The organism is Brevundimonas sp. GW821-FHT10A07 (assembly GCF_059415785.1).
Window position 1 is genome coordinate 46989 of the sequence record NZ_JBWKNX010000009.1, and the last position, 23070, is coordinate 70058.

General features: G+C 69.6%; 22 protein-coding genes. 9 read left to right on the forward strand and 13 right to left on the reverse strand.

From position 1 onward, the window contains the following. Positions 1–17 precede the first annotated feature (17 nt). The gene (ctrA, locus tag AC07NC_RS09245) at positions 18–719 is read left to right on the forward strand and encodes a response regulator transcription factor CtrA (protein WP_008260932.1); all 702 of its coding nucleotides are present in this window, start codon (positions 18–20) and stop codon (positions 717–719) included. A gap of 55 nt (positions 720–774) precedes the next feature. Here the strand turns inward: ctrA and AC07NC_RS09250 are convergent, their stop codons facing one another. Then, complete coding sequence (locus AC07NC_RS09250; RefSeq protein ID WP_494569353.1) at positions 775–2097, reverse strand: sensor histidine kinase; 1323 nt, start codon at positions 2095–2097, stop codon at positions 775–777. Then, positions 2085–2801, reverse strand: a complete 717-nt coding sequence (locus AC07NC_RS09255; protein ID WP_494569354.1) for a response regulator — start codon at positions 2799–2801, stop codon at positions 2085–2087. Before AC07NC_RS09255 ends, AC07NC_RS09250 begins: the two co-directional genes overlap by 13 nt. A 193-nt stretch (positions 2802–2994) precedes the next feature. Between AC07NC_RS09255 and AC07NC_RS09260 the strand changes: the two genes are divergently transcribed. After that, positions 2995–3219: a hypothetical protein gene (locus tag AC07NC_RS09260; RefSeq protein WP_008262985.1), complete on the forward strand. Its 225-nt coding sequence runs from the start codon at positions 2995–2997 to the stop codon at positions 3217–3219. A gap of 68 nt (positions 3220–3287) precedes the next feature. On the opposite strand, the gene AC07NC_RS09265 is transcribed toward AC07NC_RS09260, so the two are convergent. From AC07NC_RS09265 to fliI, 3 genes are all read right to left on the reverse strand, one after another. Further along, positions 3288–4364: an endo-1,4-beta-xylanase gene (locus AC07NC_RS09265; protein WP_494569355.1), complete on the reverse strand. Its 1077-nt coding sequence runs from the start codon at positions 4362–4364 to the stop codon at positions 3288–3290. A gap of 182 nt (positions 4365–4546) precedes the next feature. Beyond that, positions 4547–4957 (reverse strand): flagellar export protein FliJ, encoded by a 411-nt coding sequence (locus AC07NC_RS09270; RefSeq protein ID WP_494569356.1) that lies wholly within the window; start codon positions 4955–4957, stop codon positions 4547–4549. 4 nt (positions 4958–4961) lie between these two features. Continuing rightward, the gene (gene fliI / locus AC07NC_RS09275; protein ID WP_372705273.1) at positions 4962–6305 is read right to left on the reverse strand and encodes a flagellar protein export ATPase FliI; all 1344 of its coding nucleotides are present in this window, start codon (positions 6303–6305) and stop codon (positions 4962–4964) included. Positions 6306–6443: 138 nt separating this feature from the next. Here fliI and AC07NC_RS09280 point away from each other — a divergent pair, with 138 nt between their 5' ends. Continuing rightward, positions 6444–7520, forward strand: a complete 1077-nt coding sequence (locus AC07NC_RS09280; protein ID WP_494569357.1) for an AraC family transcriptional regulator — start codon at positions 6444–6446, stop codon at positions 7518–7520. Positions 7521–7603: 83 nt separating this feature from the next. Beyond that, on the forward strand, positions 7604–8320 hold the full coding sequence (locus AC07NC_RS09285; protein ID WP_494569358.1) for a CPBP family intramembrane glutamic endopeptidase, BDIM_20840 family: 717 nt from the start codon (positions 7604–7606) through the stop codon (positions 8318–8320). 141 nt (positions 8321–8461) lie between these two features. On the opposite strand, the gene AC07NC_RS09290 is transcribed toward AC07NC_RS09285, so the two are convergent. Beyond that, positions 8462–9373: an EamA family transporter gene (locus AC07NC_RS09290; protein ID WP_494569359.1), complete on the reverse strand. Its 912-nt coding sequence runs from the start codon at positions 9371–9373 to the stop codon at positions 8462–8464. An 85-nt stretch (positions 9374–9458) separates the two neighbouring features. Between AC07NC_RS09290 and AC07NC_RS09295 the strand changes: the two genes are divergently transcribed. Next, positions 9459–9941 (forward strand): Lrp/AsnC family transcriptional regulator, encoded by a 483-nt coding sequence (locus tag AC07NC_RS09295; protein WP_494569360.1) that lies wholly within the window; start codon positions 9459–9461, stop codon positions 9939–9941. 4 nt (positions 9942–9945) lie between these two features. On the opposite strand, the gene AC07NC_RS09300 is transcribed toward AC07NC_RS09295, so the two are convergent. Further along, positions 9946–11190: a carbohydrate porin gene (locus tag AC07NC_RS09300; protein ID WP_494569361.1), complete on the reverse strand. Its 1245-nt coding sequence runs from the start codon at positions 11188–11190 to the stop codon at positions 9946–9948. Positions 11191–11349: 159 nt separating this feature from the next. On the opposite strand from AC07NC_RS09300, the gene AC07NC_RS09305 reads away from it, so the two are divergent. The 4 genes from AC07NC_RS09305 (at position 11350) to AC07NC_RS09320 (ending at position 16413) form a co-directional block, all read left to right on the forward strand. Further along, positions 11350–13281, forward strand: coding sequence for a HAMP domain-containing methyl-accepting chemotaxis protein (locus AC07NC_RS09305; protein ID WP_494569362.1), 1932 nt, complete (start codon positions 11350–11352; stop codon positions 13279–13281). A gap of 301 nt (positions 13282–13582) precedes the next feature. Then, on the forward strand, positions 13583–14563 hold the full coding sequence (gene cysK / locus AC07NC_RS09310; protein WP_494569363.1) for a cysteine synthase A: 981 nt from the start codon (positions 13583–13585) through the stop codon (positions 14561–14563). A 53-nt stretch (positions 14564–14616) separates the two neighbouring features. Continuing rightward, complete coding sequence (locus AC07NC_RS09315; RefSeq protein ID WP_035311058.1) at positions 14617–15834, forward strand: DUF2336 domain-containing protein; 1218 nt, start codon at positions 14617–14619, stop codon at positions 15832–15834. A 150-nt stretch (positions 15835–15984) separates the two neighbouring features. Further along, positions 15985–16413 (forward strand): Ros/MucR family transcriptional regulator, encoded by a 429-nt coding sequence (locus tag AC07NC_RS09320; protein ID WP_008260928.1) that lies wholly within the window; start codon positions 15985–15987, stop codon positions 16411–16413. A 231-nt stretch (positions 16414–16644) separates the two neighbouring features. On the opposite strand, the gene AC07NC_RS09325 is transcribed toward AC07NC_RS09320, so the two are convergent. The 6 genes from AC07NC_RS09325 to AC07NC_RS09350 all read right to left on the reverse strand — a co-directional run bounded on the left by AC07NC_RS09325 (position 16645) and on the right by AC07NC_RS09350 (position 22598). After that, positions 16645–17760: a DUF2336 domain-containing protein gene (locus AC07NC_RS09325; protein ID WP_426026600.1), complete on the reverse strand. Its 1116-nt coding sequence runs from the start codon at positions 17758–17760 to the stop codon at positions 16645–16647. After that, a complete protein-coding gene (locus AC07NC_RS09330; RefSeq protein WP_494569364.1) occupies positions 17757–18650 on the reverse strand; it encodes a hypothetical protein in 894 nt (297 codons plus the stop codon). The genes AC07NC_RS09325 and AC07NC_RS09330 overlap by 4 nt, the downstream gene beginning before the upstream one ends. Positions 18651–18714: 64 nt before the next feature. Next, positions 18715–19470: an ABC transporter permease gene (locus tag AC07NC_RS09335; RefSeq protein ID WP_494569365.1), complete on the reverse strand. Its 756-nt coding sequence runs from the start codon at positions 19468–19470 to the stop codon at positions 18715–18717. Then, positions 19467–20261 (reverse strand): ABC transporter ATP-binding protein, encoded by a 795-nt coding sequence (locus AC07NC_RS09340; RefSeq protein ID WP_494569366.1) that lies wholly within the window; start codon positions 20259–20261, stop codon positions 19467–19469. The genes AC07NC_RS09335 and AC07NC_RS09340 overlap by 4 nt, the downstream gene beginning before the upstream one ends. Continuing rightward, the gene (locus AC07NC_RS09345; RefSeq protein ID WP_494569367.1) at positions 20254–21297 is read right to left on the reverse strand and encodes an ABC transporter substrate-binding protein; all 1044 of its coding nucleotides are present in this window, start codon (positions 21295–21297) and stop codon (positions 20254–20256) included. Before AC07NC_RS09345 ends, AC07NC_RS09340 begins: the two co-directional genes overlap by 8 nt. 44 nt (positions 21298–21341) lie before the next feature. Further along, positions 21342–22598, reverse strand: coding sequence for an energy transducer TonB (locus tag AC07NC_RS09350; protein ID WP_494569368.1), 1257 nt, complete (start codon positions 22596–22598; stop codon positions 21342–21344). Between the last annotated feature and the right edge of the window lie 472 nt (positions 22599–23070).

Consider the following 23070-nt stretch of genomic DNA (forward strand, 5'->3'; position numbering starts at 1 on the left):
TGCCTGGAGGGGCACGAATGCGCGTCCTGTTGATTGAAGACGATCACGCAACTGCCCAAAGCATCGAATTGATGCTCAAGTCGGAAGGCTTCAATGTCTATACGACCGATCTGGGTGAAGAAGGCATCGATCTGGGTAAGATCTATGACTACGACCTCATTCTGCTTGACCTGAACCTGCCCGACATGAGCGGTCTGGAGGTCCTGCGCCAGCTTCGCGTCGGCAAGATCAATACGCCGGTCATGATCCTGTCGGGCAGCCATGAGATCGAGACCAAGGTCAAGACCTTCGGCGGCGGCGCCGACGACTATCTGACCAAGCCCTTCCACAAGGACGAGCTGATCGCGCGCACCCACGCCGTGGTCCGTCGCTCCAAGGGTCACGCCCAGGCGATCATCCACACCGGCGAGATCGCCGTGAACCTGGACGCCAAGACGGTCGAGGTGAACGGTCACCGCGTCCACCTGACGGGCAAGGAATACCAGATGCTGGAGCTGCTCTCGCTCCGCAAGGGCACCACCCTGACCAAGGAAATGTTCCTGAACCACCTGTACGGCGGCATGGACGAGCCCGAGCTGAAGATCATCGACGTCTTCATCTGCAAGCTGCGCAAGAAGCTGGCCACCGCCGCCGACGGCAAACACTATATCGAGACCGTCTGGGGCCGCGGCTATGTGCTGCGCGACCCGGCCGAAGGCGCCAACAGCGTCGCCGCCTGAAAAGCCGCCGACACCTGATCCTGAAACGCCCGCCGGAAACGGCGGGCGTTTTGCGTCAGGGGGCGTCGAACGCCACGACCGCCTCCAGGCCGCCGTCCCCGGCGTTGGCCAGGGTCAGCCGCCCGCCCGCGACTTCCGCCATGCGCCGGGCGATGGTCAGGCCCAGGCCCGTGCCGCCGCTGTCGCGCGACCGGGACGGGTCCAGCCGGTAGAAGGGTTCGAACAGGGCCTCCAGCCGATCCTCGGGCACGCCCGGCCCGTGGTCGCGCACCGCCAGCCGGGTCGTCGTCCCTTCGACCGTCGCCGAGACCGTCGCGCCCCCGCCGTGGCGCACTGCGTTGTCGATCAGATTGGTCAGGCAGCGGCGCAGGGCCTGGGGGCGGGTGGACAGGACGGCGCCGCACCCCTGGGCGAAGACGACCGGCTGACCGGCGTCGGCCGCATCCTCGCACAGGGCCGACAGCAGGGCGTCCAGATCGACGGGAACCACCGGTTCGGGCGTCGTCTCGATCCGCGCCAGGTCCAGCCCCTCGCGCACCAGATGCTGCATCGCCGCCAGGTCCGCGATCAACTGGGCCTGCAGGCCCTCGTCGACGATCTTCTCGACCCTCAGCCGCATCCGGGTCAGCGGGGTCTGCAGGTCATGGGCCACCGCGGCCAGGACCCGGGTGCGCTCGGCGATCATGGCCCGCAGCCGGGTCTGCATGACGTTCAGGGCCGCCGCCGCCTGGCGCACCTCGCGGGCGCCTTCCTCGACCAGGGGCGGCTGGTCCAGGTCGCGGCCCAGGGCCAGGGCGCCGGCCGACAGCCGCGCCAGCGGGGCGGCGGCGCGGCGCGAGGCCAGCCAGGCCGTGGCGATCACCGCCGCCAGACCGGCGGCCAGCAGGGCGGCGCTCTCGCGGCCCAGGCTCCAGGGGCGCGGCGCGGCCGGCAGGCTGACGGCCACGGGGGCCATGGCCGGGCCGCCGTCGGGCGTCAGGGTCAATATGCGGCAGCGCAGCCGCTCGCCCGGATCGGCCCCGCAGGCGGCGTCCGCCGCCTCATAGGCCCGCACGGTCACGCCGCTGACGCCGCGCCGGTCCAGCGCCGCCGCCACCGCCTGGGTCAGGGCCGCGTCGGGCGGTCCCAGCCTCTGGCCCCGCGCCGGGGGCAGGCCGGCGGCCACGCCCGCGGCCGGATCGTCGTCCGCCTGGGCCAGGTCGCCGATCCGCTCGGCCGTGGTGAAGTCGTGCGCCCGCTTCAGTCCACGATGGTGGCCGATCTGAAGCGCCAGAAACGTGACCGCCGCCGCCGCCATCGCCCCCACCAGCAGCAGCAGGAACAGCCGCACGGTCGATCCGTCGGCGGCGCGGCCCACGTCGCGTTTCAGGCGCGCCATGTCACCGGTCCCGACAGCATATAGCCCAGGCTGCGCACCGTGCGGATCAGGGCCGGGTTGCGGGCGTCGTCGCCCAGTTTCTGACGCAGGCGGCTGACCCTCAGGTCGATGGCGCGGTCGTCGGCGTCGGCCACGGTGGACAGGGCGCGGATCCGCTCGCGCGACAGCGGCCGACCGCCGTTGCGCACCAGGGCGTGCAGCAGGTCGAAATCGGCGCTGGACAGGGGCGCCAGTCGCCCGTCGGGCGCCGTCAGGGCGCGCGCGGCGATGTCCAGCGACCAACCGGAGAAGTCCGCGTGGCGGCCTTCGATCCTGTCCCGGTCAGGGCCGGCGCGGCGCAGGACCGTGCGGATGCGCGCCACCAGTTCGCGCGGCTCGAACGGCTTGGCCATATAGTCGTCGGCGCCCATCTCCAGCCCGACGATCCGGTCGATCGAATCGCCGCGCGCGGTCAGCATGATGACCGGGGTGCGCGACGTGGCGCGGATGGCGCGGCACAGGCTCAGCCCGTCTTCGTCGGGCAGGTTCAGGTCCAGCACCACCAGATCCACCGGCCCGGCCTCCAGCGCGGCCCGCATCGCCCGTCCGTCGGCCGCCTTCACCGTGCGAAACCCGTGCTGTTCCAGATGTTCCGATAACAGATTGCGGATGTCGCGGTCGTCGTCGACGACCAGCAGGACGGGAAAGACGGCGGTCTGGGACATGGGCGTTCGGCGCAGGAAAGGACGGGGATCTGTCGTCCCGGCTCGTGGCCAAAGCGCGGCGGATACAGTCGGACACAAATCTGTTCGCCGACGACATGCGGCGACACCGAACGGACGCGAACCCGCCCGGGGGCGGCGCGAAACAGTGACTGTCCGACACGAGGCCGGACGTTCTCAACCAGAGAGACCTGAAATGAAATCCTTCCGCACCCCCGCCATCCTGGGCGCCGTCGCCACCGTCCTGCTGACCAGCGGCGCCGCCTTCGCCGGAACCGTGCCTGCCTCGACCGCATCCGCCGCGACCGCCCGCCCGGCCGCGACCTCGAGCGCCCGTCCGCAGCACCAGACCCGCAGCGCCCGTCACCACCGCGCCGAAACCCCGGCCAAGGTGAAGCCGGCCAAGCCCGGCAGGAAGTAAGACGGACGCACGCCCCCACCTCCGTCGTACAGCGCCCGTCGGCCCCAGGCCGGCGGGCGTCGCTGCGTCTAGGCCCTGAAGGCTTCCGCCAGGGCCGCCGCCATCGGATTGGGCAGGCCGAAACTGTCGAAGGGGAGCGGTTTGTCGCGGCCGTCGTCCTTGTCGCCCTGGCGATACCAGCTGTCGGTGTCGCGCAGGCCCCAGACGGTGAAGGCGAACCGCTGCGCCGGGGGCAGGGCGGTGAAGGCCTCGGCCAGTTCCGTGACGCGGGCGGACTGGCGGGCCAGCCGGTCGGCCTGGGACCGCAGATCCAGCGGGTTTTCCGTGCGCAGGGTGCAGTCCAGCTCGGACACATGGATGGGCAGGCCGAACTGGGCGATCTCGCGCATATAGGCGGCGATGACGCCGTCGGGGATGTCGATCCACAGGTGGGACTGAAGCCCCAGACCCTGAAGCGGACACCCGGCCTTCAGCAGGCGTTCGACCAGTTTCAGGAACTGGGCGCCCTTGGCCGGGACGGATTCCTGGTTGTATTCGTTCAGGAACAGGACGGCGTCGGGGTCGGCGATCCGGGCCTGTTCGAAGGCGCGCAGCATATAGCCGTCGTGGCCGTAGCGGGCGCTCCAGTGGCAGTCGCGCATCGCCGAACCGTCGTCCAGGATCGGCTCATTGACCACGTCCCAGCTGCGGACCTTGCCGCGATACCGGCCGGCCAGGGCGGCGATATAGCCGTCGAAGGCGCGGTCGAAGGCGGCGCCGGACAGGCCCGCGAACGCTTCCTTGCCCTGCGAGTACCAGATCAGGGTGTGGCCGTGCATCGCCATGCCGTTCGCCTGGGCGAAGGCGGCGATCGCGTCCGAGCGGTCGAAGTTCGGCCGGTCCAGGCCGTCGGCCAGGACATATTCCATCTTCATCTCCCACTCGGGCGTGAGCTGGGAGACATTGGCGCGGGCCAGGGCGACCCAGTCGGGGTCGTCGATCTGCATGGCCTTGATCGCCGCGCCGAAGGGGCAGGGGGCGACGGATTTCAGCGGGGGGACGTTCGGCGGGGTCGGTTCGGCCGAGATGCGGTCGCAGGCGGCCAGGGGCGCAGCCAGAGGAAGCGCGAGGCCCGAGGCGAGAACGGTGCGGCGCGAGATCGACATTCTATTCTCCCTCCCCCTGCGGGGGAGGGGGGCGAAGGCGTAGCCGAAGCCGGGTGGGCCGGGCCGGGCAAGGCCCCACAGACCTGTGTCGTCTCAAATCTGTGCGACGGCGCCTTGCCGCCCCCACCCCGTCGCTACGCGACGCCCCTCCCCCGCAGGGGGAGGGAGACGCATGTTGGTCGTCAGACCGCACGTTTCCGCAGGCCCAGCTCGTCGAAGGCGGCGGTTTCGCGCTTGGCGACGGCGAGCAGCTTGTTCAGGCGGGTGGTTTCGGCGACGTGTTCGAACTTCTTCAGCTCTTCGAAGGCGCCGGTCAGGGCGTCGCGGGCCCCGGCCTCCTCGGCTTCGACCACGGCCAGGTCGCCCTCGGCGGCGGCCTTGCGGGCCTTCCAGCCGTTCAGATAGGCGGCCAGCATCATGCCGGCGTCGGCGTCCGCGCGGGCGCGCTCGCGTTCGATCTCGACCTCGGCGTCCAGAACGGCCAGGCGCATCTCGGCGGTGGCGCGGCGGGACGTGATCTCGGCCAGGCGTTTTTGAAGGGTCTCGACTTCGTAGTTGGAGATGCGGATCAGGGATTGGGCCCAAGCGGTCATTTCGTCACTCTCTGATCATGCCTTGGTTCAGGATGTGCTCGAGCCGGGTAAAGGAATCGGTAAGACGCGTGGCGTCGTCCTTGTCCTGGCTCAAAAAATCTTCCAGCGCGGGGTTCAGCGCGATGGCGCGGTCCACGATGGGGTCGGCCCCGGTGCGATAGGCGCCGATCTTGATCAGCTCCTCCATGTTCGCATAGGCCGACAGGGCCTGGCGGGCGCGCTTGTTCAGTTCGCGCTCGGGCGGGGTCTGGCAGGCGGGCATGGTGCGGCTGACCGACTTCAGCACGTCGATGGCGGGGAAGCGGCCGCGCTCGGCGATCTTGCGGTCCATGACGATATGGCCGTCGAGGATACCGCGCACGGCGTCGGCGATGGGCTCGTCATGGTCGCCGCCGTCCACCAGGACGGTGAACAGGGCGGTGATGGGGGCCGCCGTGGTGCCGTCGGGCCGCACCGGTCCCGGCCCCGCCCGCTCCAGCAGTTTGGGCAGTTCGGTGAAGACGGTGGGGGTATAGCCCTTGGTGGTCGGCGGTTCGCCCGCCGCCAGGCCGATCTCGCGCTGGGCCATGGCGAAACGGGTGACGCTGTCCATCAGGCACAGCACCTCCAGGTCCTGGTCGCGCAGATATTCGGCGATGGCCATGGTCATATAGGCCGACTGGCGGCGTTTCAGCGCCGGCTCGTCCGAGGTGGCGACCACGACGACGGCGCGTCTCAGCCCCTCTTCGCCCAGGGTCTCCTCCACGAACTCGCGCACCTCGCGGCCCCGTTCGCCGATCAGGCCGACCACGACGGCGTCGCAGGTGGCCTGTTTGGCCAGCATGGACAGCAGCACCGACTTGCCCACGCCCGAGCCGGCGAAGATGCCCAGGCGCTGGCCCCGGCAGGTGGTGGTGAAGACGTCCATGGCCCGCACCCCCAGGTCCAGCCGCTCGCCCACCCGGCCGCGCGAATGGGCCGGGGGCGGGGGGGCGCGCAGCGGATAGGGGACCGGCCCCTGGGGCAGGGGGCCCTTGCCGTCGATGGGATTGCCGAAGGCGTCGATGATCCGGCCCAGCCAGGCCGTGGTCGGGCGCACGCTGGCGGCCTGGTCGATGATGCGGATCTCGGCGCCGGGCGCCACCCCCTCGACAGGGCCGAACGGCATCAGCAGAGCCTTGGCGTCGCGGAACCCCACCACCTCGGCCGGCAGGGCCGTCTGCCCGCGCCGACTGATCTCGGCCCGCGCCCCGACCGCCAGACGCGACAGGCCGCCGCGCGACTCGATCAGCAGGCCCGAGACGCCCGCGACCTTGCCGGTGACGACCAGCGGATCGATCGCTTCGACGGCGGCGACGAGAGTGTGCAAGACGGACCCCAGGAACAGGCGTTAACCAGATGGGCCATCGTGGTTAACGGGGGGTGAAGGGGGCTTGCGATCCTTGATTCCCGGCCCCTCCCGGCAGAGGTTTGACGCCCCCTCGCCGAGGGCTAGAAGGCGGCTCGCGTGAACCTGAACCAGTTCGACATCATCGTCCGTGTCGCCGGAGCGACCTTGCTGCTAGTCGCGGCCGTGATGCTTTGGCGTCGGGGGGCAAGGGCCGACCATCGCTTCTTCGCCCCCTTCGCCCTCTGCCTGTGCGGCTATCTGGCCGGCAATACGGCGGAGCCCGCGCTGCGGCTGACAGGCGAGATCGGGCGCCTCGCGGTTCTGCTGAGCGGGGTCACGGCCGTCTTCCTGTGGTGGTTCTGCCTGTCGGTTTTCGACTGGACCTTCAGGCCGCGCGGTCCGGTCCTGGCTCTGGGCCTGGCTTGGATCGTCGTCGCCTTGGCCGACCGGGGGGTGTTCGGGGCAGGACTGGAGGGGCAGGGCCTGTCGTGGCTGCTCATCGTAATGGGCTTCGTCATGATGGGGCACCTGACCTGGCGGATGTACCGTGACCGGGCGGGCGATCTGCTGAATCGCCGCCGTCGCTCGCGCCTTGCGGTCGTGGCCGTGCTTGCGGGATTGCTGATCGTCGACATGGGCGCCGACGTCTTCCTGGGGCTGGAGTGGACGTCCCAGGCCTACGTCATCGCCCAAAACACGGCCTGTCTCGCCTTCGCCGCCTGGCTGCTGGTGCTGGCGGGCGACCAACGACCGCGAGGGGCGTCGGGACCTGAGGCGGCGGCCTCGGGCGTGGTCGCCGTACCGAGGGACGGGAAGCTCGGCGACCGGTTGCGCCGCCTGATCGAGGTCGAGAAGATCTATCTGGATCCCTCCCTGAATCTGGCGACCTTCATACGGGCGATGGGCGCGTCAGAGCGCGCGGTGCGGGAGCTGATCAATCATCAGCTCGGCTATGATCATTTCCGGACCTTTCTGAACGCCCAGCGGATGGACGAGGCGCGACGTCTTCTCGCCGACCCGGCGAGGCGGGGCGACAAGCTGATCGTAATCGCCATGGACAGCGGCTTCGCCTCCCTTCCGTCATTCAACCGTGTCTTCCAGATGACGGAAGGCATGACGCCGAGCGCCTATCGCAAAGCCCGGCTGTCCGGCCGAGCGGGGGCCAAGCTTTTGGGGGACGGCGCCGGGTTTTGAGGCGTTTTTCGCCGGGTTTCGAGGAGCCGACCCGCCACCTGCCGTCGCACGATCCGCCCTCTCGCAGAGACTAGGAGCGAATTGTGAACGGGCTTATCGGAATACTGGGCGTCATCGGCCTGCTGCTTGGCACAGGCGGGCTCTTGGGACTGGTCCTGCCGGGGCGACCGTCCTGGCGCTGGCTTTTGATCGCCGCAGGCTTGGTCTTGCTCAATGATCTGATGCTGACGAACGGCTACGGCCTGTTTCCGGACCTGCTCCCGAAGAGCGATTGGAACTGGCAAGGCAAGATCCTGGCGCTTGGCTCGACCCTTGCTGTCGTCGCCCTGCCGGCCTTCGGCCGCCGCCGCTCGGGGCTGACGTGGGAACAGTCCCCTGGAAGCCTGAAAACCGCACTCCCCGTGGCCGGACTCTATGTGGGCCTCTTCTTGGTCCTTGCCCTGGCGTTTCCGAACGAAGCGGCCGGGCCTGAGACACTCGCATTTCAGCTGACCATGCCCGGTTTGGAGGAAGAAGCCTTCTATCGCGGCGTCCTGCTTGTGGCGCTCGGCCGGGCTTTCGCAGGACGGGTGAGGGTTCTGGGCGTGGATTGGGGGTTGGGCGCCATGCTGTCTTGCGCTCTGTTCGGTCTGGCACATGCCTTCGGCTACAGCGACGGGCGTTTCACCTTCGACGCCCTGACCATGGCCCTGACGGCGCTGCCGTCCCTGATTGCGGTCTGGCTGGTTCTGAAAACACGCAGCCTGGCCTTGCCGGTGCTGCTGCACAATTTCGGCAACGCAATCATGCTTCTGATCTGAGAAGCGAGAGTGCTCAGAACAGCGGCGTGATCAAGCGCAGCGACACCACCACCACGTCGCCGGCGTCCTTCAGGCCGCCAGGCTGGCAGATCAGCTGGATGTCGGGCTGGATCGTGAGGCGGCCGATGCGGTTGGCGTAGGTCAGCCCCGGCCCTTCTTCGTAGCGGGCAGGAGCGTCTCCCGCGTCGTCGCGATGGCCCCGACCGAGGCGATGACGATGGCGGCGATGGCGATCCATTGCTGGCCGGTCAGGTGTTCGTGCAGCACGACCAAGCCGGCCAGGGCGCCGATGGCCGGTTCGGCGCTCAGGACCACGCCGAAGGTGCGTTTGGGGATGCCGCGCAGGGCCACCATCTCCAGCGAATAGGGCAGGGCGCTGGAGAAGATCGCCACCGCCAGGCCGGCGACCACGATAGCCGGGTTGAACAGGGCCGCCCCGGCGTGGGCGAGGCCGAAGGGCACGACGACCATCGCCGCCACGCTCATGCCCAGGGCCACCGACTGGCCCGGATGCAGATGGGTCAGCCGCTTGCCGAAGATGATGTACAGCGCCCAGCACAGGCCGGCGAAGGCCGCCAGGGCCACGCCGACCGGGTCCAGCGATCCCGCCCCGCCCTTCAGCGGCAGCAGCAGGCCCAGGCCCAGCACCGCAAAGCCGATACAGGCGAAATGGATCGGCCGGCGCGAATGGATCAGGGCCAGGCTGAGCGGCCCGACGAATTCGATGGCGATGGCGACGCCCAGCGGAATGGTGCGCAGCGCCATGTAGAAGCTCAGATTCATCGCCCCGAGGACGACGCCGTACAGGACGACGGCCTTCAGATCGGCCCGGGTCAGGGCGAACCGCCAGGGCCGGAACACCAGAACCAGCAGCAGGGCCGAGATCCCGACCCGATAGGCCGTGGCCCCTTGCGCCCCGATCAGCGGAAACAGGCTCTTGGCGAAGGAGGTGCCCCCCGCCAGGATCATCATGCCCGCGAACAGGGCGGCGTAGGGGATCAGCCGCGCGATCAGCGGGGATTGCAGGCTCGGGCTCAGGCTGGGCGCGGTCATGGGACGAGAGATAGCCCAAAGCCGCTTGCGTATCTCGCCGATTTCCGGCCCTCTTGCGCCGAAAATCGGCGTTAAGGAGCGTGATATGACGAATTTCGTCACCCTGGATGAGTTCGACCGGCGGCTGCTGGCGCGGGCGCGGCGCAACAATCAGGAGCCGGCGCGGGTCACGGCCGCGGCGGTGGGCCTGTCGGAATCGGCGGTGCTGCGGCGGATGCGGCGCCTCCGGGCCGAAGGGGTCATCGTCGCCGACGTCGCCGTGATCGATCCCGCTCGCGTCGAGCCGCGCATCGTCCTCCATGTCCAGGTCGAGATGAACACCCAGGACCGCAAGGTGATGGAGGCCTTCCAGCACGCCATGAGGGCCAGTCCCGAGGTCCTGGGCGCCTGGGACGTCACGGGCGAGACCGACTATCTGCTGACCGTCGCCGTCCGCTCGATGCAGGATTACGAGGCCTTCGGCATCCGCGAACTGATCCCCGAAAAGGGCGTGCGCGGCTTCAAGAGCATGATCGTGATCCGCGAGGTCGTCGGCTTCGATCCCGCCCGCGTGGTGCTGCAACGCTAGAGGTTCAGAACAGCGGCGTGATCACCCGCAGCGACACCACCACCACGTCGTCGGCATCCTTCAGGCCGCCGGGATCGCGGATCAGCTGGATGTCCGGCTGGATCGTGAAACGGCCGATGCGGTCGGCGTAGGTCAGCTCCAGTCCCTCTTCATACCGGTCGGGGGCGGCGCCCGTGTCGGCCAGGTTGGCGCGGGCCTTGGAGGACAGCCAGCCCTGGTGGACGCCGAAGGACAGCTGGCTGTCCGGGCGGGCGGCGAAGACCTGGCGCACCAGAACGCCGGCCTGCCAGCCGCCCTTGAAGTCTGTGGTGTCGCCGTCCGACACGCCCAGGCGGGCGAAGGCGTCGATCTGGGGGCCGTCGGGGGCGGCGGCGCCCCAGACCGGTCCCTCGGCCAGGGCGTAGGCGCCCTGGGCGATGCTGCGGGCCGGGTCGCCATCGGGCGTCAGGTCACGGATGTCGTCCTGACGCTGGTTGTAGCGCCAGACGCCGAAGGCGTAGCGGACGGGGCCGGAGGGGAGTGGGGCGTGGCCGCCGAACTCGGCGATGGCCAGGACGCCGTGGTCCAGGTCCGTGTCCACCCCGCCGTGATCGCCGAAGGTGCGGGCGTCGGCGTTGACGACGGCGAACTGGACATAGGTCTTGTCCGTCTCGCCGACCCGCAGGCGCGCCGCCAGGGACGAGGAGGGGAAGATGGCCGGGCCGTTGGGGCCGGTCGAAGCCAGTTCGGAGCCGATGCCGAACGGCGGCGAGATCAGCAGGCCCGAGGCCTCGGTGGCGTAGAATTCGCTGTTGAGGTCGTACAGGCCGGCCAGAAGCGTGGCCGATCCGCCCAGATCCTGTTCGATCCAGGCCTCGAACAGGCGGGCGCCCTGGGCCCCGACCTCGATATTGTCGACGCCCTGCAGGGTTCCGGCCAGAGCGTTGGGCTCGCCCCCGCCGTTATAGAGGCCGGACATATGCAGTCGCGCGCCGCGCCAGCCCCAGGCCTGTTCCAGGTCGCCGTCCAGTTCGACGCTCAGATTGTCCAGATAACGGCCCGCCCGTTTCGCGCCGCCGGAAACGACGCCCGAGACATCGGCCGTATATTCCGCCGACAGGGTCCAGTCCGGGTCCGCCGCGCGGGCCTGGTCCTGGGCCTGGTCTTGGGCCTGGGCCGGGGCGGCGCCCATTGCGGCGCCCATTGCGGCGCAGGCAGCGGCGACCGCCGCGACGAGGGGTTTGAAAACCGAGGGCTTAGCGTTCTGCATGGCCATACGTCCGTTCTGTTCAAAGAGCGGCGTAATCCCGGCGGAATGAAAATCGTCCTTAAGCGACCACGAGGAAACGACGTAGGCGGCCGAAAATCTTGCATTAACCAGAATTCGTGTACCGCGGTTCGAAGGAATGTCAGGTTGGCGGGAGCGGTCATGATCTGGACGATAGGCAAGAAGGTCACGGCCACGGGGATCATCGTCCTGCTGCTTTCCGTGGGCACGGCGGGCGTCGGTCTGGTGATGAACGCCAAGCTGGCCGGGGCGCTGGAGCGGGCGTCGGTGTCGTCGAGCGTGCTGCGCAACCACATGCAGGCCGACATGATGCATGACGCCCTGCGCTCCGACGTGTTCGGCGCCATGCTGGCCAAGGATCCCGCCAACGGCGTCGATATCGATGCAGTGACGGCCGATCTGGCCGAGCACCGCGAAATCTTCGAACAGGCCATTGCGGAAAACAACGCCCTGGCGACGGACCCGGAGATCCAGGCGGCCCTGAAGGCGGTCGAGGCGCCGCTTCAGGCCTATATCGCGGCGGCGGCCCGGATGGTCGAACTCGCCGCCAACGATCCGGTCGCGGCCCAGGGCGGCATGACCGACTTCCTGACCCAGTTCACGGCCCTGGAGACCGCCATGAGCGCGGCGGCCGACAGGATCGAAGCCGCAGCCGAGAAGAACCGCGCCGCCGCCGAGGCTGAGGCCAGGACGGGACAGATGGTGATGATGGCCGCCGTGCTCGCCAGCCTGCTGATCAGCATCAGCCTGATCCTGGCGGGGTCGCGCGGCCTGGTGGCGCCGATCCGCCGCCTGACCGGGGGCCTGCGCGCCATGGCCCAGGGCCAGACCGAGGTGAAGCTGGGCGAGGCCCGCCGCAAGGACGAGATCGGGGACATCGCCCGCGCCGTCGTCGACATCCAGGCCCTGATCGTCGCCCGCGCCGAGGCCGAGGCGGCCGAGGCCGGCCGGCGCCGGGCGAAGGAGGAAGAGGACCGCGCGGTCGGCGACCAGTCGCGCGAGGCCGCCGCCCGTGAGCAGGCGATCGTCGTCACCGGACTGACCCGCGGGCTGGACTCCCTGGCCCAGGCCGACCTGACGGTGCGCATCACCGACGCCTTCCCGCCCGCCTACGAACAGCTGCGGACTAATTTCAACGCCGCCGTCGAGGGGTTGCAGGAGGCCATCGGCACCATCGCCGCCAATACGGGCGCGATCAACGCCGGCGCCGCCGAGATCGCCAAGGCCGCCGACGACCTGTCGCGCCGCACCGAACAACAGGCGGCCAGTCTGGAAGAGACCGCCGCCGCCCTGGACGAGGTCACAGCGACCGTCAAAGCCACCGCCGCAGGGGCGATCCAGGCCGCCGGCGCGGTCCAGGCGGCGCGCGACGACGCCGACAAGAGCGGCGCGGTGGTGCGCGACGCCGTCGCCGCCATGGGACAGATCGAACGCTCGTCGGCCCAGATCAACCAGATCATCGGCGTCATCGACGAGATCGCCTTCCAGACCAATCTGCTGGCCCTGAACGCCGGGGTCGAGGCGGCGCGGGCGGGCGAAAGCGGCCGGGGCTTCGCCGTGGTGGCGTCGGAAGTGCGGGCCCTGGCCGAACGTTCGGCCGAGGCGGCCAAGGAGATCAAGGGTTTGATCACACAATCGACCGTGCAGGTCGGGTCGGGCGTGAAACTGGTGACCGAAACCGGTCAGGCGCTGGACCGGATCGTGGCCCATGTCGCCCAGATCGAAGGCCTGGTGACGGAGATATCCTCGTCCGCCGCCGAACAGGCGACAGGGCTGCAGCAGGTCAATACGGCGGTCAATCAGATGGACCAGATGACGCAGCAGAATGCGGCCATGGTCGAACAGTCCACCGCCGCCAGCCACTCCCTGTCCCAGGAGGCCGATGGTCTGGCCGCCGCCGTGTCCCGTTTCCGTGTCGGCGCGCGCCCCGCCGCCTCAGCCCCCGCTCCGGCTCCGGCCCGGCCCGCCGCCTCTCCCGCCCGCACCGTGGCCGCCCTGAAGACCGTCGGCCGCGGCGGCGCGGCCCTGGCGCCTGCGTCGGAGCCCGACGCGGACGGGTGGGAGTCCTTCTAGAGACTTCCTCCCGGGCCCGCCGTCGGCGCAGGGTCTGACTGAAGAAGCGGGTGATTTCGCGGTTGAAGCCGACCTGTTCGCCCTCCTGACGACCTGGCGCTCTCGCCGCCGGTGTTTCATTCGTCGGCATCGTCGTCCTGTGCGGCATCGCGATGTTCGGGGTTTCCTTCGGCTAGGCCGGCCGTAAGCGGCGCCGGATCTGATCCTGGCGGACAGAAATCATCGCGCTCGCCCCCTTGCGGATCGATCTCGCCGCCTGTCTGTTACGGACCCTGAACGACCCGACCTTACCGGAGCCCCCATGTCCGACTTCAGCTACGACGCGTCCCGCCATCTGAAGAAGGGGCGGGGCAAGGTCTATGACTCGATCATCGACACCATCGGCGACACCCCCCTGGTGCGGCTGCCGCGCCTGTCGGCAGAATACGGGGCCAAGGCCACCGTGCTGGCCAAGCTGGAGTTCTTCAACCCCATCGCCTCGGTCAAGGACCGGATCGGGGTCGCCATGGTCGAGGCGCTGGAGGATGCGGGCAGGATCAACGCCGACACGGTGCTGATCGAGCCGACCAGCGGCAACACCGGCATCGCCCTGGCCTTCGTCGCCGCCGCCAAGGGGCTGAAGCTGATCCTGTGCATGCCCGAGAGCATGTCGATCGAACGGCGCAAGATGCTGGCCCTGCTGGGCGCCCAGCTGGAGCTGACCCCGGCCGAGAAGGGGATGAAGGGCGCCATCGCCCGCGCCCAGGAACTGCTGGAGACCACCCCCAATGCGGTGATCCCGTCGCAGTTCGAGAACCTGGCCAATCCCGCCATTCACCGCGCGACCACGGCCGAGGAGATCTGGAACGACACCGACGGCGCCGTGGACATGGTGGTGGCCGGCGTCGGCACCGGCGGCACCATCTCGGGCGTCGGCCAGGCGCTGAAGGCCCGCAAGGCCTCGATCCGGATGATCGCGGTCGAGCCCGAGGCTTCGCCGGTCCTGTCGGGCGGCGCGCCCGGCCCGCACAAGATCCAGGGCATAGGCGCGGGCTTCACCCCCGCCATCTATGACGCCTCGGTCGTGGACGGGATCGAACAGGTGTCGAACGACGAGAGTTTCGACATGGCCCGCAAGGCGGCCCGCGTCGAGGGAATCCCGGTCGGCATCAGCTCGGGCGCGGCCCTGACGGCGGCTTTCCGCCTGGCCGCCCGCGACGAGAATGCGGGCAAGACCATCGTGGTCATCATCCCGTCCTTCGCCGAACGCTACCTGTCGACGGCGCTTTTCGAGGGCCTGTAAAGCCGAGCGTCGCTGATACGTCGGGTTAACTCTGAGACCCTAGTCTTGGCGCCATGACCCAGGCGTCGGCCCTGAATGACGAAGAGGCGGCTCCGCCGTCGCTGAAGGCGCGCCATGCGTTGCTGAAGCGGCTGGCCGACGTCGTCTCCCTGCCGGCCAGCCGGATCAACGCTTTCGAACGGGCCGTGACCGGCGACCTGCTGGTCGAGATGCTGCGGCTGGGATCGACGGAGGAGCGTCGGCGCGTGGCGGCGCGGCTGGCGCCCCTGGCCGAACTGCCCAGCAGCGTCGCGCGGCTGCTGCTGCGCGACGAGCCCGAGGTCGCCCGTCTGCTGATCGAACAGTGCGCGTCCCTGAGCGACGCGGATCTGGTCGGGTGTGCGCGGGACGCGGGACCCGAGCATCGGCTGATCATGGCCGAGCGTCGCGGTCTGTCCGAGATCGTCACCGAAACCCTGTTCGGCTTCGGCGAGATGGAGGTGATGGAGGCGGTGCTGCGCAACCCCACCGCCCGCCTGTCCCAGGTCGGGGTCGAGGCCGTGGTCGGCCTGAGCCGGACGCATCCGAAACTGTCCGGCCTGCTGCTGAAACGGCCCGAGCTGAGACCGGCCGGCGCCTATGTGATGTTCTGGTGGTGCGGCCCGGACGACCGGCGCACCATCCTGCAGCGGTTCGCCGTGTCGCGCGAGGTGATGCAGGAGGTGTCCGAGGACGTCTTCGCCATGGCCGCGGCCGAGGGCTGGTCGGACCCCGTCGCGCGCAAGGCCCTGCAGTTCATCGAGCGACGCCAGCGCAACCGCGCGGCCATCGACAAGAGCCCCTTTGACGGGCTGGAACACGCCCTGTCGGTGGCGGCGCAAGACGGCCTGTCGCGCGAGACGGCGTCGGAGATCGCCTTTCTGGCGGGCGTCAAACCTTTGACCGGCGCCAAGATCCTGGGGGATCCGGGCGGCGAGCCCCTGGCGATCCTGTGCAAGGCGACGGGTCTGTCGCGTGCGGACCTGCTGAATCTGTGGCGCTCGATGCGTCGGCCGGAGACGACGGCCGACGGCGGCCTGCATCCTGACCTTGAACGTGTGCAGATCACCTATGAAATGTTGGCCGTGGATCGGGCGCAGACCGTATTGCGTTACTGGAACTGGTCTCTGTCATCGGCCCTGACCCCCAGTCTCCTGCGTGCGATTCGTGAGGGCGAGGATGAGGTGATCGATGAATATTCGGCGCCGGAACGTGCAGCCATGATGGTCCTGACCGAAGACTTGAAACGCTAGGTCAGCATGACCACAAGTGTGGTTATATAGAGCCTTGTCGTTCGCATAACGCCCGGATTGCTTTTGCATTCAAACAACCCTAAGAGCCGGAAGGGTAGGTTCGGCTGGCGTTTCAGTCGAAGCAAATAGATTATGAAAGAGGCGCCGCGAATGGACGAGAAGCCCGAACTGCTGGAAATGACCGCTGACATCGTGTCGGCCTATGTCGGCAACAACACGGTGACGGCGGAAGCCCTGCCGGCGCTGATCGCCAATATTCACGCCGCTCTGTCGGGCGTCTCCAACGGTCCCGTCGAGGTTCCGCCGGAACCCAAGGAACCGGCCGTGCCGATCCGCAAGTCGATCAACGCCGACTTCCTGATCTGTCTGGAGGACGGTCGCAAGTTCAAGTCGCTGAAGCGCCACCTGCGCACCAAGTACGACATGAGCCCCGAAGATTACCGCGCCAAATGGGGTCTGCCGAAAGACTATCCCATGGTCGCCCCGAACTACGCCAAGGCCCGTTCGGAACTGGCCAAGCAGATGGGCCTGGGCCAGGGCGGCCGCAAGCCGGCCCGCGTCGCCCGCGCCAAGAAGTAAGCCCGGTCCTTACCGGTAGAAAGCGCCCGCTTCCGCAAGGAGGCGGGCGTTTTTGTTTTCTCCCTCCCCTTCATGGGGAGGGACGGCGAAGCGAAGCGCAGCCCGGGTGGGGCCGTAAGGACAGCGCTGATCGTCTTTCGGACGTAGAGAACAGGCGTCTCGCTCACGCCCTTTCGGGCCCCACCCCGATCGCTGCGCGATCACCCCTCCCCATGAAGGGGAGGGAGATTGTCAGGCCGCCTGGGCGACGCGGCGCATGCGCCAGAAGCGCAGGGTGCGCTGGGCGGCGTCGCGGGTCAGTTCGCCGTACATCCGGCCATAGGCGGCGGCCCGGCCCATCGGATTGGAATCCCCGCCCAGAAGCGACACGGCGTAGGTCAGGAAGATCGCCCGATCGATGTCGGCCGCCTTGCAGATGATCGACAGGGCGTCCAGGTCGCGGCGATCGACGATGTTGCGGGCGGTGTGGAAATCGACGTCCGAAAGACGCGACAGGGCGACCAGGAAGGCCGTGCGGCCCTTGGAGCGCAGGAAGCGGATCAGCACCTGCGGCGTCAGCTGGTTGGCGGCGTGCAGCTCGTCGACATAGGCCAGGCTTTCGGCGTAGTCGGCCGGCAGGGCGCCGTCGTCGGTGGCGACACGGGCGCGCCCGGCGGCCAGGGCGGCCTCCAGCAGGTCCGGGTCCATCTGGGCGTTCTGTTCCAGGATCTGATGACGCAGCCGGGCCTCGACGACGAAATACATGTCGTTCAGCAGGTCGGCGGGCAGGCTCTTGCGCTCGACCGCCGGGGCGTGGAGGTCGGGGTTGTTCTTGGCGCGCTCGACCGCAGTCTCGGACGCGGCGCGCGACAGCTGGGCGCCGTCGTTGCGCAGCAGGACGCCCAGGGTGTGGTCGTCGCCGCGTTCGACGATGATCTCGGACACGGCCTCGGACACCTCGGTACGGCCGGAGACGGCGCGCATGTGGTCCTGGCCCTGGCGGCTGACCACGTCGATCAGGTCTGCGTCGGTCAGGACGGTCGAGGCGCGCAGGACCGGCCCGGCGACGTCGATCTGATCCTCGGCCAGGCGCCGGATCAGGCTGGCCGGGGCGTTGGGCGCCTCGGCGAAACGGGCGGCCAGTTCCGCGCGGACGGCCGTCTCCATCTCCTCCGACAGGGTTTCGAGGACGGAGCCGTAAAGCTCGGTCTCGGCCACGCTGTGCTCGACGCCGCCCAGGAAGTGGTCGGTCAGTTCGCGCAGCAGCAGCCGGCGCTTCTCGCTGGAGGCCTCGTTGGCCAGGGCGATCAGATCGGGCAGGCGCGAGCCCATGATGATGGCCCGTTCTTCGGCGGAGGGTTCGGTCATGGCAGGTCGTCCCCCGTGGTCTGGGGCATGGCCCGGACCGAGCCGTCGCTGTTGCGCTGCAGGGCGGGCGGACCGTCGGGTTGCGCCAGGTCGGCGGACGACGGGGTCTGGGTCATCTCCACCGGCAGGGCGTCGAGATAGATGGGCTGGACCGGGTTGATCCGGTCCGGCTGATGGCCGGCCTGACGATGGACCGAATAGAAGCGCGCGCCCTGGACCGGGGCGAGGGCCGCCTGGAGCATGGCGGGCGGCGCGGCGGAGGCGGTCTCAGCCCCGGTCTCACCCTTGGTCCCGCCCTGGGCCTGGGCCGCAGTTTCGGGCGCGGTCTGGGCGGTCGTCTGGCGCTGGAGGCGGAAGATCGGCGCGTCGCGTCGCGGGGCCATCGGATCGAAGGCGGGCTCAGGCGCGGCTTCGGCCTGGGCCTGAGTCTGGGTGTGTGGCTGGGCCTGGACCGGCGACTGTGCGGGCGCCGGGTCCTGGGCTGCGACGACGGTTTCGGCCTGAACAGGGGGCGGCGCGGCCTCCACGGGGGCGGGCGCGGCGACATAGGGCTGGGGCGTCGTCGCCATCGTCGGCGTCGTCGGCGCGGGCGCGATCCAGTCGCTGGCCGGCGTCAGACCACGATGCGGCGTGGGCTTCGAGGCCGGCGCCGGGGCCGACAGGCGGGCCGGCGGGATGAAGCTGACGGGCGTATCGACGGCGGCGACGACCGGGGTCGGCTGCGGGATGCGGCGCAGCGTCGGCGCAGCGCCCTGCGCCACCGGCGGCTTGCCCGGCCAGGACAGGTAGCGCAGGCCGTCTGCGCCGCTCGCCGAAGATTGAGCCATGGCGGCGCCCGACGCCGCGCAGGCGGCGATCAGGGCGGTCGACAGGATCAGGGCGTGTCGCAAGGGGCGGGTCTCGCACGAACAAAAAGACAACCCCCAGCCTAGGCGGATATCGCTTAACCCGTCGCTAACGGCGCAACAGGAATCGTCCGATCACCCCGACAGCGGCGTTCAGCACCAGGCCCAGCAGGGTCAGGCACAGGACCCCGGCCAGCATTTCCGCCGTGCGCAGGCGGTTGCCCGCCTCCAGCAGCCGCCAGGCCAGACCCTGGGTCGCGCCCGAGCCCGAGACGAATTCGGCCACCACGGCGCCGATGACCGCAAGGCCCGCCGCGACCCGCAGACCCTCCAGCGCAAACGGCAGCGCCGAGGGCAGGCGCAGCCGCCACAGTCTTTGCAGGGGCGTGGCGCCATACAGGTCGAACAGCCGCTCCAGGTCGGGATCGGCCGACTTCAGCCCGGTCAGAATTCCCGAGAACAGCGGGAAGAAGGCGACGACGGCCGCCAGGGCCACCACGGCCCGGTCGGCGTGGTCCAGCCCGGCCCAGATCAGCACCAGGGGGGCGACGGCCACGACCGGCGTGACCTGAAGCGCCACGGCCAGGGGCCGCACGGCCCGCTCGGCCGCCGGGTGCAGCGACACCGCCAGGGCGAGCCCCCCGCCGACCAGCCCGGCCAGGACCAGGGCCTGAACCGCCATGCCGAAGGTGATCCAGGCCGAGGCGGCCAGGCGCGGCCCCGCCTCGACCAGGGCCACGGCCACCGCGCTTGGCGGCGGCAGGAAATAGACGGGCAGGTCCAGCAGGCGACAGGCCGCCTCCCACCCCGCCAGCAGCAGGACGGCCAGGACCAGCGGCGGGGCCAGATCAGTCAGGCGTCTCATGCCGTCGTCTCGGCTTTGGGAGCCATGGCGGCTTCCAGGGCGTCGGCGACCGCCTCGACCGTCTGGCGATAGGCGGGATCGGCGCGCCAGCGCTCGGGGCGGGGCGGGGCGCCGGGCGTCGGCAGGTCGGCGATCGCGCGGCCGGTGGCGGCGTCCAGCACCACGACCCTCTGAGCCAGATAGACGGCCTCCTCGACGTCGTGGGTGACGAAGATCACGGCCGGGCGCGGATCAGATCCGGACCACAGGGCGTGCAGATCCTCGATCAGCTTGCGGCGGGTCACGCTGTCCAGGGCGGCGAAGGGTTCGTCCAGCAGCAGCAGGTCGGGCGCCGTGACCAGGGCGCGGGCCAGGGCGGCACGCATGGCCATGCCGCCCGACAGATGGCGTGGCCGGGCGCTCAGCCGTTCACCCAGGCCCACGGCGGTTAGGGCGGCGGCGGCCCGCTCGCGCGCTTGGATCTTGGATACGCCCGCCAGCTCCAGCGGCAGGGCGACATTGGTCAGGGCGTCGGCCCAGGGCATCAGGGTAGGGCTCTGGAAGACGAAGCCGGTCGTCGCATTCGGCGTGCGTGCAATCGCGCCGCAATGTGCTTTCTCAAGTCCAGCCAGTAGTCGCAGGATAGTGGACTTACCTGCACCCGAAGCGCCTAGAATGGCCAGGATTGCACCACGCTCGACGCAGATGTCGAGCGGGCCGAGGGGAGGCCGTCCTGCGTAAGTGACGGTGACCCCAGAAAGATAGGCGGCGTATTCTGGCCCGGCGTCGTGCGCGCCGTAACGTCTAGCCACGGCCCGGCAGATAGTTGTCGGTGAAGGCCTCGCGCCAGTTCAGGCCGGGGTCGAACACCCCCGCCTGGCTGACCACCTCGAAGAAGGCCTGCCAGCGGTCGGCCGTCATGGCGCCCAGGCCGTACAGGGCGGCGTCGCCCCCGTCGACGATGGCGTTGTCGCGCAGCTTCTGCCGGGCCTGGTCCAGGATGGCCTGGGTCATTTCCGGATTGTCCTTGCGGATCAGGGCGTCGCCCGGCGCCGCATCGCCCCGCAGATAGTCGCGCCAGCCCTCGGCCGAGGCGGCGATGAAGCTGCGCAGGGCCGTGGCGTTGTCCCGCGCGAAGGCGTTGGGGGCCAGGACCATGGCCGCGTAGGAGGGATAGCCTTCGTCGGCCAGCAGGAAGACCTTGGGCTCGAACCCGGCCTCCTGTTCGATGGTGTAGGGTTCGCTGGTCAGATAGCCCTGCTGCACCGCCCGCTTGTCGGCCAGGAAGGGCGCCAGGTTGAAGGTGTATTTGCGCACCTGGTCGTCGGTGAAGCCGTATTTGGCCTTCAGCCAGACCCAGAAGGCGTTGATCGAGGCGTCGGCCAGCAGGAAGGGCCGGCCCTTCAGATCGGCGATGGTCTCCAGCGCGGGGTCCGGGTGGGCGATCAGGACCTGGGGGTCCTTCTGGAAGAAGGCGGCGACGGCCTTAACGGGGGCGCCGGCCGCGACCAGATTCATCGGGATGAAGCTGTTGGACCCCATGCCCAGTTCGACGGCGCCCGAGGCCAGCAGTTGCGGCACGTTGACGCCCGGCCCGCCCTGAACGATCTGGACGTTCAGGCCGCGCTTCTCATAGGCGCCGGTCGCCAGGGCCTGATAGAAGCCGCCCTGTTCGGCCTGAGCCCGCCAGTCGGTAGCGAAACGCAGCCGCACCCGGCCCTGTTCATCCACCGGCGCCTCTGATCGGTCGCAGGCGCGCAGGCCCAGCGCCGCCCCCCCGACCACGGCCGCGCCGCCCGCGAGCAGGGCGCGGCGACGGGTCAGCAGGCGATTCCCAAGCTGGATCATGGCCCTGCTTTACGAGGGGATGCAGGCCTTGGGAAGGCGGGGGTTCAGTCCAGCACGATGTCGGCGTCTGGGGCGCTGTCTGGGGCGCTGTCTGGTCCGCTGTTGGATGCGACGCTTTCCGGCATCCGGTAGCGGACCGGCACGACGCAACGCACGCCGGCGGTGAAGCCCGGATCGGCGCGGCCGGATTGAACTGTGCGGCGCCCGGCCTCGCCGAAGGCTTCGGCCGGCTGGGCGTCTATGACGGCGACATTGCCGATCTGGCCCCAGGTGGCGGTGTCGAACCGCACCAGGGCCCAGCCCTCGATGGCGCGGTCGGCGAAGGCGCGCGGATAGGTGCGCGGCAGGCCCTGGGCGTGGAACCGGTCCTCGACCTCGGGGGGGCAGACCTGCAAGGGATCGTCCGCAGACGGCGGCAGGTCGGGCGCGAGCAGGGCGGGGCCGATGCGGTAGAAGTTGTAGACGCAGCCCTTCTGCGGCGGGCCGGGCTGGACGACGGTCTCGGACACGGCGCGGCGGGTTTCGGCGTCGAAGTCGGCGTCGCCGGACGAGCCCAGGGTCTCGACCTCTGTCGCCCGGCCTTCGGCGTTGGTGTTCCAGCGCAGCACGGTCCACGACCGGCCGCCGGGCGGGGGGCGGCGCCCGATCTTGCTGTCGGGGTAGCTGACGGTGCGCGGAGACCGACCGCCGCGCCGCTCGGGGCCGCCGCAGTCCGCCTCGGGTCCGGCCAGTTTGGACGCCACCGCGCGGCGCAGGGGCCCGTTGGTCCGGGTGACGGCGAAATAGCGCAGCAGATCGTCCTGGGTCGCCTCGGCAAAGGGCGTGGCGCGGTAGCGGATGGTCAGGCGGCAGTCGCTGCGGGCGCCGGCGGGAAAACGCCAGGCGGACAGGGCGGCCTGATGCTGGTCGGCGACGGTCGCTCCCGACACCATGACGGCGTCCTGAACCGACGGCGCCAGTCGGCGGATGTCGCGGGTGCGCCCGTCTCCGGCGATTGAGAAGCCCAGCACCGCGTCGGGGCGTCCTGCGTCGCGGTCGAAGGTGTTCTCGACCGGCAGGTCGTCGGCGTAGAGGGGCTGAACCGCGAGGCCTTCGCACGTCGCTTCGGCCTGTGGCAGCTGCAGGATGGTGTTCTCGACCGATGGGGCCGGCCCGATCAGGACGCCGGGCCTGACGCTGATGGGCGAGGGCGTCGGTGGGGGCGGCCCCGCGTCCTGCAGCCGTGGGTCGGCCTTCGCCGAACCGGCCGTCGTTACGGCGCCGGCGGCCAGGATGCACAGGGCGGTCTGTAATGCGCGCATGACGATCTCCAACTGCACGGCATGGGTGCAGATGGGGCGGCGTCTGTCTAGCGTAAGTCTGTGAATTCGGCCCCAATTGAGCGAGGGGACGAAGCGTTCGGGGGGAACCCGTGCTCTTCGTCCCCTCGCCAAGTCCGGGTTGGACTTGGCCGGCTGGGTCTGGACCTTGGCGTCAGCGCCGTTTCGAGCGAACCCGAAAGGGCGGTCGGCTGTATCCTGTTGCGCTCCGGGTCTCTGGCGTTCCACGGCCTTGCGGCCGCGTCGTCCGTCGATCCCGATCCGGTTCCCCGCCTTTCGTCGATCCTGAGACCGTCGAAGACCGGGGCCGTGGATCCCGCCTGGCGCACGTTACGATCCGAAGATCGCCCGATCGCGCCGGGTCGGAGAGCCGGGCCGGTTCGCTTGAGGCCGGGGTCTCCCCCGATTTCCGCGCCGCCGTGTCCCTCGGCCCGTTGACGTTCTCGCGAAACCC

Excerpts from the sequence above, each read along its gene's own strand:
- AC07NC_RS09265 (WP_494569355.1), bottom strand. The coding sequence starts at position 4,364 with ATGTCGATCTCGCGCCGCACCGTTCTCGCCTCGGGCCTCGCGCTTCCT.
- AC07NC_RS09295 (WP_494569360.1), top strand. The coding sequence starts at position 9,459 with ATGACGAATTTCGTCACCCTGGATGAGTTCGACCGGCGGCTGCTGGCG.
- AC07NC_RS09270 (WP_494569356.1), bottom strand. The coding sequence starts at position 4,957 with ATGACCGCTTGGGCCCAATCCCTGATCCGCATCTCCAACTACGAAGTC.
- AC07NC_RS09320 (WP_008260928.1), top strand. The coding sequence starts at position 15,985 with ATGGACGAGAAGCCCGAACTGCTGGAAATGACCGCTGACATCGTGTCG.
- ctrA (WP_008260932.1), top strand. The coding sequence starts at position 18 with ATGCGCGTCCTGTTGATTGAAGACGATCACGCAACTGCCCAAAGCATC.
- AC07NC_RS09325 (WP_426026600.1), bottom strand. The coding sequence starts at position 17,760 with ATGACCGAACCCTCCGCCGAAGAACGGGCCATCATCATGGGCTCGCGC.
- AC07NC_RS09260 (WP_008262985.1), top strand. The coding sequence starts at position 2,995 with ATGAAATCCTTCCGCACCCCCGCCATCCTGGGCGCCGTCGCCACCGTC.
- AC07NC_RS09290 (WP_494569359.1), bottom strand. The coding sequence starts at position 9,373 with ATGACCGCGCCCAGCCTGAGCCCGAGCCTGCAATCCCCGCTGATCGCG.
- AC07NC_RS09255 (WP_494569354.1), bottom strand. The coding sequence starts at position 2,801 with ATGTCCCAGACCGCCGTCTTTCCCGTCCTGCTGGTCGTCGACGACGAC.
- AC07NC_RS09305 (WP_494569362.1), top strand. The coding sequence starts at position 11,350 with ATGATCTGGACGATAGGCAAGAAGGTCACGGCCACGGGGATCATCGTC.
- cysK (WP_494569363.1), top strand. The coding sequence starts at position 13,583 with ATGTCCGACTTCAGCTACGACGCGTCCCGCCATCTGAAGAAGGGGCGG.
- AC07NC_RS09250 (WP_494569353.1), bottom strand. The coding sequence starts at position 2,097 with ATGGCGCGCCTGAAACGCGACGTGGGCCGCGCCGCCGACGGATCGACC.
- AC07NC_RS09335 (WP_494569365.1), bottom strand. The coding sequence starts at position 19,470 with ATGAGACGCCTGACTGATCTGGCCCCGCCGCTGGTCCTGGCCGTCCTG.
- AC07NC_RS09300 (WP_494569361.1), bottom strand. The coding sequence starts at position 11,190 with ATGCAGAACGCTAAGCCCTCGGTTTTCAAACCCCTCGTCGCGGCGGTC.
- AC07NC_RS09345 (WP_494569367.1), bottom strand. The coding sequence starts at position 21,297 with ATGATCCAGCTTGGGAATCGCCTGCTGACCCGTCGCCGCGCCCTGCTC.
- AC07NC_RS09350 (WP_494569368.1), bottom strand. The coding sequence starts at position 22,598 with ATGCGCGCATTACAGACCGCCCTGTGCATCCTGGCCGCCGGCGCCGTA.
- AC07NC_RS09315 (WP_035311058.1), top strand. The coding sequence starts at position 14,617 with ATGACCCAGGCGTCGGCCCTGAATGACGAAGAGGCGGCTCCGCCGTCG.